The following is a 14,774-nucleotide window of genomic DNA, read 5'->3' on the forward strand; positions in this document are numbered from 1 at the left end:
CTCTCCGATTTGACACCATGACGCCGGCTACCACAAGAAGTAAATTAAATGTTAACGCCACTAGCGAGACGAGGCAGCAGCCTCCTGCACCGGCCACGGCTGCTCGCGCAGGTTCTTCGCCGGGTAGTTTATTTCCAGACTGCGGCGGCGGAAATCACTGGGGCTGACCCCCACGCGTTTGCGGAACACTCGGGAAAAATACAGCTGATCGTCATAGCCGACCACCCGTCCGATGGTGGCGATGGATTCCTGGGTAGTCTGCAACAGCAGCTTGGCGCGGATCACCCGCTGGTCCTCACGCCAGCGCAAGATGTTGATCCCCACCTGTTCGCGAAACAGATGGGCCAACCGCGACGGTGACAGGCAAACGTGGCGCGCCACTTCATCAATGCGCAGCTCGCCGGCCAGATTGCCGGTGATGTACTGACAGGCTTCAATCACTCGCGGATCCATGATTTTCTGCGGGCTGAGCGGATCTTCTTCCATCGCCCGCAGCAGCAGGCGCTCCAGCAGATTCATGCCCATTTCTTCCGCAAAGCGTCGGCCGGAGCGCTGGGTTTGTTCAATGTTGGCAAATAACCGATCAAACTCCAGCAGCAGGTTGTTGTTCGGCAACGACAGGCGCCCAACCTCATGGGTTTTGCTGTGCCACTCCAGCCAGTCGGCCCAATAGGCACGCGGACGGAAGTAGACCCAGCGGTGGTACCAGCAATCGCTTTCCGGCGACCGGCCATAATAGTGCGCCGCTTTTGGCGGAAACAGCAGCAGATCGCCGGGGTTGCAGTAGAAAGTGTCTTCACCGTCAAATACCTTGCCCTGGCCTTTGATGGTGAGGTTGAGTATGTAGCCCTTCATGCCGCCAGGGCGATCGATAAAGAAATCCAGCGGCCCGTCCGCCATGATCGGCGTCAGCCCGGCAACCAGGTAGGCATTAAAGGTGTAACCCGGCAACAGCGGGTTCGGCTGGGGTTCCTGAACCATGCGATGATACATCTAGCCTCCAAAATTCGCGTTCACCCCGCCCGCTTTGCGCCGACGACGCCACTGCGAGGTACCTGTGTTTAGTTTACCGGCCCGCCAGATAACTGCGCGGGCCGGTGGCAGAACTGTGAAGCCGGCGAACTTTTCCCTAGGCCGTACGTTTCGCCTTCTGTTTGTAACGGTCGAAAATCACCGCCGCCAGCAGGATCAGCCCGCGTACCACATACTGTGAGAACGGCGAGATGTTCAACAGGTTCATCGCGTTTTCCACCGTGCCGAGGATGAGAATGCCGGCGATCACATAGGAAATCTTGCCGATACCGCCCTTCAGCGACACACCGCCCAATACGCAGGCGGAAATCACGATCAGTTCATAGCCGATGGAGGTCATCGGCTGGCCGCTGGTCATACGCGAAGCCAGGATGATGCCCGCCGCCGCCGAGACCAGACCGGACAGCACGAAGATGATGATTTTGGTGCGTACCACCGGCACGCCGGCCAGACGCGCCGCCTCTTCGTTGCCACCAATCGCCAGCGTGTTGCGGCCAAAGGTGGTTTTGTTGAGCAAAAAGCCAAACAGCGCCAGACAGCCGATGGTGATCCAGATCGGCGCCGGCAGCCCCCACCAGTTGGCATAGCCGAGGGCGAAGAAACGCTCATCTTCGATGCCCACCGCTTTACCGTCGGAAATGATATACGCCAGCCCACGGAAGATTTGCATGGTCGCAAGCGTAGTGATCAGCGCGTTGATCTTCAGGCGTGCAATGACAAAGCCGTTGATCAGCCCCGAGGCCATGCCCAGCAGCAGACCAGCGCCGACGCCAATCCACAGGCTTTCGCTCATGTTGATCACCACCGCGGTGGTTACCCCAGCACAGGCGATTACCGACGCCACCGACAGGTCGAAGTCACCGGACGCCAGGCAGAACAGCATGCCGCAGGCCACCATGCCGGACATGGAAATTGCCAGCCCCAGCCCTTTCATATTGATGAACGAGCCGAAGTTGGGCACAAACACCATGCAGGCGATAAACAGCACCGCAAACACCACCAGCATGCCGTAGCTGTCCCAGATACGCGTCAGCCCCTGGCCGCCGCGGCTTTTTACAGAATTATTGGTTGTCATGGTCGACATCTCTTTCTCCTTCACAGTCAGGCCACCGCGCTGGCGGCTTCAGGGGCAATTTCGGGGGTGCGTAACATTGCCAGGCTGAGAGCCTTTTCCTCGCTGGCCTGGTCATGCAGCAACTCACCGGAGATGGCGCCTTCGCGCATCACGATGATCCGGTCAGCCAGCCCAAGCACTTCAGGCAGATCGCTGGAGGCAAACAGCACCGCAATGCCCTGCTGCGCCAATTGATAAATGACGTTGTAGATTTCATGTTTGGCGCCAACGTCAATGCCACGCGTTGGCTCATCAAGCATGATCACTTTCATCTCCTCCGACAGCCAACGCCCGAGGATCGCCTTCTGCTGATTGCCGCCGGACAGGTTCATAATCAGCTGTTCGGCGCTCGGGGTTTTGATATTGAGCGCGCGAATATGGTGCGCCGCATTGCTGGTTTCCCAGGCGTTGTTGATCAGGCAACCGGCCTTGATACTTTTACGCCGCGCGCTGATGTTGATATTGTCGCGTACCGAATGCACCGGGATAATGCCATCGGCCTTGCGATCCTCCGGACACAGCATGATGCCGGCGCGAATGGCGTCAATGGGCGACCCAATGCGGATTTTCTCGCCGTCGAGTGACAGCTGACCGCCGGCGATACGCGTGGCGCCGAAGATCCCCTTCATCAATTCGCTGCGCCCGGCTCCCACCAGGCCAAACAGGCCGACGATCTCTCCGGCGCGTACGCTGAGGCTGATCGGCGTTTTCACGCCGCTGGCCTGCAGCTCCTCCAGTTGCAAGCGTACCGCGCCATGCTCACGCGGCTGGTAACCATATACATCACCCAGATCGCGCCCGACCATCGCCTGCACCAGCTGCTCGTTATTCACCTGGCTCATATCGTCGAAAGTGCGCACGTAGCGCCCATCCTTGAACACCGTGATGGCGTCGCTCAGGGCAAAGATTTCCTCCATGCGGTGCGACACGTACAGAATCACCCGGCCCTCGGCACGCAGTTCGCGGATCACACGGAACAGCTGCTCGATTTCACGCGCCGACAGCGAACTGGTCGGCTCGTCAAAGGCAATCACTTTGGCATTGCGCGCCAGCGCCTTGGCGATTTCCACCATCTGCCACTGGCCGATGGACAGGTACTTCAGCGGCGTATCCGGATCAATGTCCAACCCAAGATGCTCAAGCTGCAAACGTGCTTCATAACGCAACAGTTTGCGATCGACCAACCCGCGCTTGGTCGGCAACTGACCGAGATAGATGTTTTCTGCAACCGTCATTTCCGGTACCAGGTGCAGTTCCTGATAAATGATCGCCACGCCGGCGTCCAGCGCGTCGGTGGTGGCATTAAAGCGCACCGGCTGACCCTTGAGATGGATTTCGCCCTTGGTCGGCGCATAGTTGCCGCTGAGGATCTTCAACAGCGTCGATTTACCGGCGCCGTTTTCTCCCATCAGCGCGTGGATCTGCCCGGCCTGGCAGCTAAAACTGATATCGTCCAGCGCCTTGACCCCCGGAAAGGTTTTTCCGATGCCCTTGAAAGCCAGATACGGCGTGGTGGCTGTCATAGTGCTTTCCTCATGCTTGTCTGAAAACGCCGCTCGCCGGCAAACGCCGTGGCAACCGATGGCTGTCACGGCATTCGCACTGGGCGAGCGGGCAATGCAAAGGGTTACATCAAGCCTTTTTTCTGCAGTTCGGCTTTGAAGTTGTCACGAGTGATCAGCACCACGTCGGTAACTTCGGTGAATTTCGGCGGTTCGGCGCCCTTTTCAACCCAGTCATGCAGCATCTGAATGCTCTTGTAGCCATGGATGTCCGGGCTTGGCAGCAGCGAGCCGTAGAAGCCGGTGGCCTGCCCCTTGGACAGTTCGCTCACCGCGTCAACGCCGTTGATGCCGATGCCGATCACGTTCGGTGCTTTAAAGCCCTGGCCTTCGGTGGCACGCACGCCGCCCAGCACGGTGTTGTCGTTCATGCCGACAATCAGCCAGTTCTTCACCCCGGGATGCTGCACCAGCATCGAGTTGGCGGCGTCAAACGCCCCTGGAATGTCGTTGGATTTGGTGGGTACCTTATAGATTTGCTTTTCCGGGAAGCCGGCGGCCTTCAGTGCATCCATCGAACCGCTGGTGCGGCGGCGGGCGGTGTCCAGCTCATCGGCGGTGATCGCCATTACGCCGGTTTCTTCCACTTTCCAGCCGCGCTTGGTCATTTCCTTCCACAGCTCTTGCCCCTGACGCTCGCCGATTTTGGTCGCCGCCATCATCACCAGTGGCACGCTGTCCATCGGTTTGCCTTTGGCGGTGACGAACTGATCGTCAACCGCAATCACTTTCAGATCGTAACTGCGCGCCTTGGCGACGATCGCCGAGCCGAGTTTCGGATCCGGCGTACAGATAACAAAGCCTTTGGCGCCGCTGGCCGCCAGGCTGTCGATGGCGTTGAGGGTTTTTTCGCCGTCCGGCACGGCGATTTTGATCACTTCAAAGCCGAGGTCTTTACCGGCCTTGTCTGCAAACTTCCATTCGGTCTGGAACCAGGGCTCCTCCGGTTGCTTGACCAGAAAACCCAGCTTCATGGTTTCGGCGATAGCCGATTGTGACATAACCGCTGCCAGGCCAATCGCCGCCAGTGCCTTAGTGAATTTATGCATGATGCTCTCCGCTGTGTTGTTCTCCCCGGCGCTAAAACCACCGCGCAGTGAAAACGCTTTCATTAGGGTAGTGATACGGTTTTCGATAAAGAGAAACGCTTATTTATGCGCCTTCGTTCCTCATCGACTTTCAGACCGGGTTAGTTTTAGCGGGTATTTGTTGCTGAAATGTAGAGCGCTATCACATCCAGAGATTACAGCAGATATGTACATATATTTAGCAAATTTAGCCAATGATTAACTTTTGACTGCCATCACAAAATCACTGCAGGAAGCAGGAAAGTGCATACTTCCAGCTAACCGCTCCTCACTGCCCCGCAACACACGCTCCTATGGTTATAGCCATCTTTCACGATGCAGATGCGTTGACGGCGCGTGCTCGCCCGTCAGTGGCCGGGGCTGTCCCCGGCAACCGGCCCAGCTCGGCGCCTGCACCCTGAAACCTATCGGGAATCCGCCATAACAGATTAATAATGAGGGTCAACATCATGACGGCAGGCGCAATCGCCCTGGGATTGGACTTCGGCAGCGACTCGGTGAGGGTACTGGCGGTGGAGTGCCATAACGGCAATGAGCTGGACACCGAGGTGGTTTACTACCCCCGCTGGCAACGCGGCGAATTTTGCCATGCGGCTGAAAACCAGTTCCGCCACCATCCGCTCGATTATATCGAGGCGATGGAACAGGCGATCGTGGCGGTGGTGCAGCGTATGAGCGAGCAACAGCGCCAGCAGGTAATTGGCATCGGCGTGGATTCCACCGGCTCAACGCCGGCGCCAATTGATGAAAACGGCGATGTACTGGCGTTGCGTCCCGAGTTCGCCAATAACCCGAACGCCATGTTCGTGTTATGGAAAGATCACACCGCCATTGAAGAAGCCGAAGAGATCAATCGCCTGTGCCATAGCGGCAACGCGACCGATTACTCACGTTATATCGGCGGCGTTTATTCCTCTGAGTGGTTCTGGGCCAAAATCCTGCACGTGTCGCGTGCCGACGATGCGGTACGCCACGCCGCCGCTTCCTGGGTTGAACTGTGCGACTGGGTGCCGGCATTGCTGTCGGGAACCACTGCGCCGGCGCGGTTAAAGCGCGGGCGTTGCAGCGTTGGCCATAAAACGCTGTGGCACCCGGACTGGGGCGGCCTGCCGCCAAAAGAGTTCTTTGCCGCGCTCGACCCGCTGCTGGTGGAAGACTTGCCCTATCCCCTGTTCGAACAGTCGCATACCGCCGATCTACCGGTCGGCACGCTGACTGCCGAATGGGCACAGCGCCTGGGCCTGCCGCAGCACGTAGTGCTGTCCGGCGGCGCGTTCGACTGCCATATGGGCGCGGTCGGTGCCGGCGCCCAGCCGTATACCCTGGTCAAGGTTATCGGCACTTCCACCTGCGACATTCTGATTGCCGATCGTGAACGGGTTGGCGATCGCGCCATTGCCGGCATCTGCGGCCAGGTCGACGGCAGCGTTATGCCGGGTCTGATCGGCATGGAAGCGGGCCAGTCGGCGTTCGGCGACATGTACGCCTGGTTCAGCCGCCTGCTGAGCTGGCCGCTGCGCGAAGCGGCAACGCGCCAACCGGAGCTGGAACCCCAGCTCCGGCAGATTGAAAACCAGCTGCTGGCGTCGCTTACCGACGCCTGGGCTAGCAATCCTTCGCTCGATCACCTGCCGGTGGTATTGGACTGGTTCAATGGTCGCCGCACGCCATACGCCAATCAGCGCCTCAAAGGGGTAATTACCGACCTCAATCTCGGTACCGATGCACCGACGCTGTTCGGTGGCTTTATCGCCGCCACCGGCTTTGGCGCACGCGCCATCATGGAATGCTTTGAACAGCAGGATATCCCGGTCGAGAACGTACTGGCCTTGGGCGGCATTGCGCGTAAATCACCGACCATCATGCAGGTTTGCGCCGACGTGATGAATCGCCCGCTGCAGATCGTCGCCTCCGATCAGTGCTGTGCGCTCGGCGCTGCGATCTTCGCCGCCGTCGCCGCCGGACAGTTCGCCGACGTCCCGACCGCGCAACAGCACATGGCCTGTGGACTGGAACGCACGCTGCAACCGGATCCGCAGCGAGTAGCGCGCTTTCAGCAGCTCTACCAGCGTTATCGGCAGTGGTGCGACGCCGCCGAGCCGCGCTATGCCGCTGAACGTCACGCATAACGATCCACAGCCACTGAACTTTCGGGTGCCGCCTGCGGCGGCGTCCTCTCTTTTATCACCCAGTCAACATGTCAGGAGTTACTGATGGACGCATTCAAACAACGCGAAGTATGGTTCGTGATCGGCAGCCAACATCTGTATGGCCCGCAAACGCTGCAACAGGTCAAAGAACATGCCGAGCAGGTGGTCAATAGCCTGAACCGCGACGCCGGCCTGCCGGTCAAGCTGGTGCTCAAACCGCTGGTGACCACGCCAGATGAAATCACCACCGTGTGTCGCGACGCCAATTATCAGCAGCAGTGCATCGGCATTCTGACCTGGCTCCATACCTTCTCGCCGGCAAAAATGTGGATCGCCGGACTGTCGATCCTCAACAAACCGCTGCTGCAGTTCCATACCCAGTTCAACGCCGAAGTGCCGTGGGACAGCATGGATATGGACTTTATGAATCTCAACCAGACCGCCCACGGCGGCCGTGAGTTCGGCTTTATTGGCGCACGCATGCGTCAGCAGCACAGCGTGATTACCGGCCATTGGCAGGATCGCAATGCGCACCAGCGCATCGCACAATGGATGCGCGTTGCCGCCGCCCGCCAGGAAAGCCAGCAGCTGAAAGTGGCGCGCTTTGGCGACAATATGCGCCAGGTGGCGGTAACCGAAGGCGATAAAGTCGGCGCGCAGATCCAGTTTGGCTATGCGGTAAACGCTTACGGCATCGGCGATCTGGTCAGCGTGATCAACGAAGTCAGCCGTGGCGACGTCGATACGCTGATTGAAGAATACGAAGCCAGCTACGTGCTGAGCGAAGCGGTAAAAAGCAACGGCGCCAAACGCGAAAACCTGATCGACGCGGCACGTATCGAGCTGGGTATGAAACGCTTCCTTGAGCAGGGAGATTTTCACGCCTTTACCACCAACTTTGAAGATCTGCACGGCATGAAGCAGCTGCCGGGGCTGGCGGTACAGCGCCTTATGCAGCAAGGCTACGGCTTTGGTGGCGAAGGCGACTGGAAGACCGCCGCGCTGCTGCGCATTCTGAAAGTGATGGCCGGCGGCCTGGACGGCGGTACCTCGTTTATGGAGGATTACACCTACCACTTCCAGCCGGGTAACGATCTGGTGGTGGGCTCGCACATGCTCGAAGTGTGCCCGTCAATTGCCAAGGAGCAAAAACCGCTGCTGGACATTCAACCGCTGGGCATCGGCGGCAAGGCAGATCCGGCACGCCTGATCTTCTCTACCCCGGCCGGCCCGGCGGTCAACGCCAGTCTGATCGATATGGGCGATCGCTTCCGTCTGCTGGTCAACCAGGTGGATACCGTGGAACAGCCGCACCCACTGCCGAAATTGCCGGTGGCGCGCGCTATCTGGCAGGCGCAGCCGACGCTGGCTACTGCCGCCGAAGCCTGGATTTTAGCCGGCGGCGCGCACCACACGGTGTTTTCGCAGGCGCTGAACGCCGATTACCTGCGTCTCTATGCCGAAATGCACAATATCGAGTTCCTGCTGATCGATAACGACACCACGCTGCCAGCGTTCAAGAATGAAATCCGCTGGAACGAGGCCTACTATCAGTTGAACCGCCGTTAATCTCGCACTCTCTGCCAGACATTAAAACTGCAACCGGTTTCAGAAACCGGTTGCAAAGCTATTCCCATTCCCCCTAGACTACGCTGATACTGATTCAATCATTCATCTGACAGAGAGAGTTGTTTATGTCTGCTTTCCCGAAAGATTTCCTCTGGGGCGCGGCTACTGCGGCGTATCAGGTTGAAGGCGCCCATGACGCCGACGGCAAGGGCCCGTCCATCTGGGACGTGTTTTCCCACCTGCCCGGTACCACCTATCAAGGCACCAACGGCGATGTGGCGGTCGATCACTATCATCGCTTCCGCGAAGACGTGGCGCTGATGGCTGAAATGGGCATGAAGAGCTACCGCTTTTCCATCTCCTGGCCGCGCCTGCTGCCGCAGGGCCGTGGCCAGGTCAATGAGGCCGGGGTGGCGTTTTACAGCGATTTGATCGACGCATTGCTGGAACACGGTATCGAACCGATGATCACGCTTTATCACTGGGATCTGCCGCAGGCGCTGCAGGACGAAGGCGGCTGGGAAGCGCGTGCCACCACCGAGGCGTTCGAAGCCTATGCCCGGCTGTGTTATGAGCGTTACGGCGACCGCGTCAAGCTGTGGTCGACCTTTAATGAAACCATCTGCTTTATTGGTTTTGGCTATATCACCGGCGGCCATCCACCGGGCGTGCAAAGCCCGGCGCGCGCGGTGCAGGCCTGCCACCACGTTTTTGTCGCCCACGCCAAAGCGGTGGCGGCATTCCGTACCAGCGGCATCGACGGCAAGATCGGCTTCGTCAATGTGTTGCAGACCAATACCCCACTCAGCCAGTCACCGGAAGATCTCGCCGCCTGCCAGTTGGCCGATGGCATTTTTACCCACTGGCTGTACGACCCGGTGCTGAAAGGCGAATACCCGGCAGAACTGCTGGCACAGACTCAGGCACTGTGGGGCGTTCCACAGTTCGCTGAAGGCGATCGGCAACTGTTGCGTGACAATATCTGCGATTTCATCGGCCTGAATTACTACAAGCGCGAAACCATTGCCGCCAACCATCAGGAGTCCCACCTGACCATCAACACCACCGGCGAAAAAGGCAAAGGTCACCAACAGGGCAATGAGTTCGGCTTCAAGGGTCTGTTCAAGTTCGTGCGCAATCCGAACGGCGTCTACACCGATTGGGACTGGGAGATTTATCCGCAGGGCCTGACCGAAGGCATCATGAATATCAAGGCGCGCTACGGTGACATTCCGATTTACATCACCGAAAACGGCCTCGGCGCCAAAGACCCGATTATCGATGGCGAAGTGGTGGACGACGACCGCATTGACTATCTCAACCAGCATATCGGCGCGATCGAAGATGCAATCGCTCAGGGCGCTGACGTACGCGGTTATTATCCGTGGTCATTTATCGACTTGCTGAGCTGGCTGAACGGCTTCCAGAAGCAATACGGTTTTGTTTATGTCGATCACCAGAAAGATCTGGCGCGCCAGCGCAAGAAGAGCTTCTTCTGGTATCAGAAACTGATCGCCAGCAACGGCGCAGAGCGTTAATTTAGCCGGTACTCTCTTCAGCCCGTCCTGCTACGGGGCGGGTGCTGCCTATCATCCGGCACCTAGCCACTGAAACTTGAGAGTTCCAGTGGCTAGGTGCCGGTTGCTTTAGCAAACCTCTTTGGTCTATCTCGTGCCATATACGCCGAGCCGGTCATGCTTAAATATTGATATTAAATTCTTTGAAAATATGACCTACCTCCGTCATGCGTTATCTCCATATCCAATGGCAGTATGAGATGCTGGTTTTTGCTGACATCATACCGATGGCAATAATGATAAAAGTGCCACGCTGCGCACATCCTGGTCGACAGCACGCATGGGGATGACGAGGCGGTAATTACCCGCTACTCTATGCCGCTTGTTACCTTGACCGTCTCAGGAAGCCGTTATGTCCTCTATAGAATACAATCGCATTGGTGGTTGGCTGCTGGCCCCGATGGCCTATCTGATCGTTACCCTGCTGAGCGCCAGCCTGATGCTTATCCTGTACGGCATGGCGATCGTCGCCCCGGAGTCACGCGAATATCTGATGACCAATGCCCAGGCCTTCAGCCTGCAATGGTACTTTTCGGTGTTCACCACTCTTGCCATGTGGGCGTTTACCCTGTGGCTGTTGTGGCTGTTCTGCCACCGCGCACGTCGCTTCCCGAAACTGTTCCTGGTGTGGCTGTTGATTACCGTGCTGCTGGCGATCAAGGCATTCGCCTTTTCGCCTATCCCCGACGAACTGGCGGTACGCAGCCTCGGCTGGCCTCTGCTGATGGCGGCACTATTGGTGCCCTATATCAAGCGCTCGCAGCGGGTCAAGGGAACCTTTACCCAATAAACGCGCGGGCAAAGGCACGATTTGCACGTCATGGCGTGCAAATTTTGACCAATTCGTAGCAAAAAGGGTATTATCCCTGCGATTCATATGTTGTCGTTATACCGCTGATTCCCGATAATAAGCGGCTTTTCTTTTTTTAGGCGTTGCAATGACCGAATACCTGCTCCTTTTTGTCGGCACCGTACTGGTGAACAACTTTGTCCTGGTGAAGTTTCTTGGCCTGTGTCCGTTTATGGGCGTATCCAAAAAACTGGAAAGCGCCATTGGCATGGGCATGGCGACCACCTTCGTCATGACGATGGCCTCGATCAGCTCCTGGGTCATCAATACCTTTATTCTGGTGCCGCTGGATCTGGTATACCTGCGCACGCTGTCCTTTATTCTGGTCATCGCCGTGGTGGTGCAGTTCACCGAAATGGTGGTGCGTAAAACCAGCCCGGCGCTGTACCGGCTGCTTGGCATTTTCCTGCCGTTGATCACCACCAACTGTGCGGTGCTTGGCGTGGCGTTGCTAAACATCAACCTTGGCTATAACTTCCTGCAATCTGCGGTATACGGCTTTAGTGCCGCCGCGGGTTTCTCGCTGGTAATGGTGCTGTTTGCCGCCATCCGCGAACGGCTGGCGGTGGCTGACGTACCGGCGCCGTTCCGTGGTTCGTCTATCGCCCTGATCACCGCCGGACTGATGTCGTTGGCCTTTATGGGCTTTACCGGGCTGGTGAAATTCTAATGAGTGCGTTGTGGATTGCCGTTGCGGCACTGGGCGCCCTTGGGCTGCTGTTTGGTCTGGTGCTCGGTTTCGCCGCGCGCCGATTTGAGGTGGAAGAAGATCCGATCGCCGAACAGGTGGACGAAATCCTGCCGCAGAGCCAGTGTGGACAATGTGGCTATCCCGGCTGCCGACCGTATGCCGAAGCGGTGGCCAATGGCGAAATGATCAACAAATGCGCGCCGGGCGGCGAGCAGGTGATGCTGAAGCTGGCCGAGCTGCTCAACGTCGAGCCACAGCCGCTGGACGGCGGCGAAGAGGTGGCGCAACCGACGCGCAAAGTAGCGTTTATCGACGAAGCCAACTGCATCGGCTGCACCAAGTGCATCCAGGCTTGCCCGGTGGATGCCATCGTCGGCGCTACCCGTGCCATGCATACCGTGATTACCGATCTGTGCACCGGCTGCGATCTGTGCGTTGCGCCCTGCCCGACGGACTGTATTGAAATGAAACCGGTCGCCACCACCACCGCCAATTGGAAATGGGATATGAACACCATCCCTGTGCAAGTCATTCACGTGGAGCAACATGTTTAATCTGTTCGCCGCCTTCAAAAAAGATCGGATTTGGGATTTCGACGGCGGGATCCATCCACCTGAAATGAAAACGCAGTCCAGCGGGGTACCGCTGCGTACGGCACCGCTGCCCGACATATTCATCATTCCGCTGCAACAGCATCTGGGGCCGGAAGGTGAACCGATCGTGCAGGTCGGCGATGCGGTGCTGAAAGGCCAGCCGCTGACCATTGGCCGTGGGCGAACGCTGCCGGTACATGCGCCGACCTCCGGCACGGTGATTGCCATCAAACCGCATATTACCGCCCACCCGTCCGGGCTGGCGGAAATGTGCGTGATGATCCGCCCTGACGGCGAGGACCAGTGGTGCGAACGCACGCCTCTGGCCGACTATCGCCAGCAGTCACCGGCCGAGATCGTTGCGCGCATCCATCAGGCCGGCATTGCCGGTCTGGGCGGCGCCGGTTTCCCCACCGCCAGCAAATTGCAGGGCGGCGCGCACGGCGTAGAGACGCTGATCCTCAACGCCGCCGAGTGTGAACCCTATATCACCGCCGACGATCGTCTGATGCAGGAGCATGCCGACCAGATACTGCAAGGTACCGAGATCCTGCGCCATCTGCTCAAGCCCAAAACCACGCTGATCGGCATTGAAGATAACAAACCGCAGGCCATCGCCGCGCTGGAACTGGCGCTACGCCAACACCCGCACGTCACACTGCGGGTGATCCCGACCAAATACCCGTCCGGCGGCGCCAAGCAGTTGACCAAGATTCTGACAGGCAAAGAGGTGCCGCACGGTAAACACTCTTCCGCTATCGGTGTGTTGATGCAAAACGTCGGCACCGCCTTTGCCATCAAGCGCGCCATCATTGACGGCGAACCGTTGATTGAACGCGTTGTCACGCTGACCGGCGACGCGCTGAGCCAGCCCGGCAACCTGTGGGCACGCATCGGCACCCCGGTCGAGCATCTGTTGGCATTTGCCGGCTTCCAGCCGCAGCCGCAGCAGATGGTGGTGATGGGTGGGCCGCTGATGGGCTTCACCCTGCCGGCGCTCAACGTGCCAATTGTCAAAATCAGCAACTGTCTGCTGGCACCGACGGTGGACGAAATGGCGCCACAGGAGCCAGAGCAGTCTTGCATCCGCTGCGGGTTATGCGTTGACGCCTGCCCCGCCGGTTTGCTGCCGCAGCAGCTCTATTGGTTCAGCCGCGGGCAGGAACACGACAAAGCGCGCAATCACAACCTGTTTGACTGTATTGAATGTGGCGCCTGCGCCTACGTTTGCCCAAGCAATATTCCGTTGGTGCAGTATTACCGACAGGAAAAAGCCGAGATCAAGGCCATCGATCAGGAAGCAGCACGCGCCGCCGAAGCCAAGGCGCGTTATGAGGCCAAACTGGCGCGGATGGAACGCGAGAAACTGGCGCGTGAAGAACGCCACAAAAAAGCGGCGGTGAAACTGACCGATGACGATCAGAGTGCCGTGCAGGCTGCGCTGAAGCGAGTTCGCAGCAACAGCACCGCCGCCGAAGGTAGTGCGCATAACGGGCAGGAGCCGGATAATAGTGCGGTGATTGCCGCCCGTGAAGCGCGTAAAGCGCTGGCACGGGAACGCAAGGCACAGCAGCAGACCGATGTCGCAGCGCCGCCAGTAGCCAAGGTTACCGCCCCGGAGCAAGACGATCCACGCAAGGCCGCGGTGGCCGCAGCGCTGGCACGCGTCAAGGCCAAAAAGGCCGCGCAGCAGACGCCAGAGGCCGCCCCGGCTGAAGCCGAGGCCGCCGCGCCGGAACAAGACGATCCGCGCAAGGCCGCGGTGGCCGCCGCCATCGCCCGCGTCAAGGCCAAAAAGGCCGCGCAGCAGACGCCAGAGGCCACCCCGGCTGAAGCCGAGGCCGCCGCGCCGGAACAAGACGATCCGCGCAAGGCCGCGGTAGCCGCCGCCATCGCCCGCGTCAAGGCCAAAAAGGCCGCACAGCAGACGCCAGAGGCCACCCCGGCTGAAGCCGAGGCCGCCGCGCCGGAACAAGACGATCCGCGCAAGGCCGCGGTGGCCGCCGCCATCGCCCGCGTCAAGGCCAAAAAGGCCGCGCAGCAAACGCCAGAGGCCACCCAGGCTGAAGCCGAGGCCGCCGCGCCGGAACAAGACGATCCACGCAAGGCCGCGGTGGCCGCCGCCATCGCCCGCGTCAAGGCCAAAAAGGCCGCGCAGCAAACGCCAGAGGCCACCCCGGCTGAAGCCGAGGCCGCCGCGCCGGAACAAGACGATCCGCGCAAGGCCGCGGTAGCCGCCGCCATCGCCCGCGTCAAGGCCAAAAAGGCCGCGCAGCAAACGCCAGAGGCCACCCCGGCTGAAGCCGAGGCCGCCACGCCGGAACAAGACGATCCGCGCAAGGCCGCGGTGGCTGCCGCCATCGCCCGCGTCAAGGCCAAAAAGGCCGCGCAGCAAACGCCAGAGGCCACTCCGGCTGAAGCCGAGGCCGCCGCGCCGGAACAAGACGATCCGCGCAAGGCCGCGGTGGCCGCCGCCATCGCCCGCGTCAAGGCCAAAAAGGCCGCGCAGCAGACGCAAACCGAGAAAGAGAGCTGAAATAACGCCTTG

11 protein-coding genes are annotated in these 14,774 nt (G+C 59.3%); 7 read left to right on the forward strand and 4 right to left on the reverse strand.

Features of this window, described 5'->3' with window-relative positions:
• Nucleotides 1-60: 60 nt before the first annotated feature.
• The 4 genes from araC to NYE85_RS16710 form a co-directional block, all read right to left on the reverse strand.
• The gene (gene araC / locus NYE85_RS16695) at nucleotides 61-993 is read right to left on the reverse strand and encodes an arabinose operon transcriptional regulator AraC (protein WP_259005849.1); all 933 of its coding nucleotides are present in this window, start codon (nucleotides 991-993) and stop codon (nucleotides 61-63) included.
• Between the two features lie 136 nt (nucleotides 994-1,129).
• Nucleotides 1,130-2,116, reverse strand: a complete 987-nt coding sequence (gene araH / locus NYE85_RS16700) for an L-arabinose ABC transporter permease AraH (protein ID WP_259005850.1) — start codon at nucleotides 2,114-2,116, stop codon at nucleotides 1,130-1,132.
• Between the two features lie 17 nt (nucleotides 2,117-2,133).
• The gene (araG, locus tag NYE85_RS16705) at nucleotides 2,134-3,669 is read right to left on the reverse strand and encodes an L-arabinose ABC transporter ATP-binding protein AraG (RefSeq protein ID WP_259005851.1); all 1,536 of its coding nucleotides are present in this window, start codon (nucleotides 3,667-3,669) and stop codon (nucleotides 2,134-2,136) included.
• A gap of 104 nt (nucleotides 3,670-3,773) precedes the next feature.
• Complete coding sequence (locus tag NYE85_RS16710; protein ID WP_039992744.1) at nucleotides 3,774-4,757, reverse strand: arabinose ABC transporter substrate-binding protein; 984 nt, start codon at nucleotides 4,755-4,757, stop codon at nucleotides 3,774-3,776.
• A 488-nt stretch (nucleotides 4,758-5,245) separates the two neighbouring features.
• Here NYE85_RS16710 and NYE85_RS16715 point away from each other — a divergent pair, with 488 nt between their 5' ends.
• From NYE85_RS16715 to rsxC, 7 genes are all read left to right on the forward strand, one after another.
• Nucleotides 5,246-6,925 (forward strand): ribulokinase, encoded by a 1,680-nt coding sequence (locus tag NYE85_RS16715; protein ID WP_405050680.1) that lies wholly within the window; start codon nucleotides 5,246-5,248, stop codon nucleotides 6,923-6,925.
• Nucleotides 6,926-7,009: 84 nt separating this feature from the next.
• Nucleotides 7,010-8,515, forward strand: a complete 1,506-nt coding sequence (araA, locus tag NYE85_RS16720; protein ID WP_259005854.1) for an L-arabinose isomerase — start codon at nucleotides 7,010-7,012, stop codon at nucleotides 8,513-8,515.
• 125 nt (nucleotides 8,516-8,640) lie between these two features.
• Complete coding sequence (locus NYE85_RS16725) at nucleotides 8,641-10,053, forward strand: glycoside hydrolase family 1 protein (protein WP_259005855.1); 1,413 nt, start codon at nucleotides 8,641-8,643, stop codon at nucleotides 10,051-10,053.
• A 391-nt stretch (nucleotides 10,054-10,444) separates the two neighbouring features.
• Nucleotides 10,445-10,882, forward strand: a complete 438-nt coding sequence (locus NYE85_RS16730) for a DUF2569 domain-containing protein (RefSeq protein WP_259005856.1) — start codon at nucleotides 10,445-10,447, stop codon at nucleotides 10,880-10,882.
• 148 nt (nucleotides 10,883-11,030) lie between these two features.
• Nucleotides 11,031-11,612 (forward strand): electron transport complex subunit RsxA, encoded by a 582-nt coding sequence (rsxA, locus tag NYE85_RS16735; protein WP_004963360.1) that lies wholly within the window; start codon nucleotides 11,031-11,033, stop codon nucleotides 11,610-11,612.
• Nucleotides 11,612-12,187, forward strand: coding sequence for an electron transport complex subunit RsxB (rsxB, locus tag NYE85_RS16740; RefSeq protein WP_259005857.1), 576 nt, complete (start codon nucleotides 11,612-11,614; stop codon nucleotides 12,185-12,187). Before rsxA ends, rsxB begins: the two co-directional genes overlap by 1 nt.
• Entirely contained in the window at nucleotides 12,180-14,762 is a 2,583-nt protein-coding gene (gene rsxC / locus NYE85_RS16745) for an electron transport complex subunit RsxC (RefSeq protein WP_259005858.1), read from the forward strand. The genes rsxB and rsxC overlap by 8 nt, the downstream gene beginning before the upstream one ends.
• The last annotated feature ends 12 nt before the right edge of the window (nucleotides 14,763-14,774 follow it).

The organism is Serratia sp. AKBS12, assembly GCF_024793895.1.
Taxonomy (GTDB): Bacteria; Pseudomonadota; Gammaproteobacteria; order Enterobacterales; family Enterobacteriaceae; genus Serratia_F.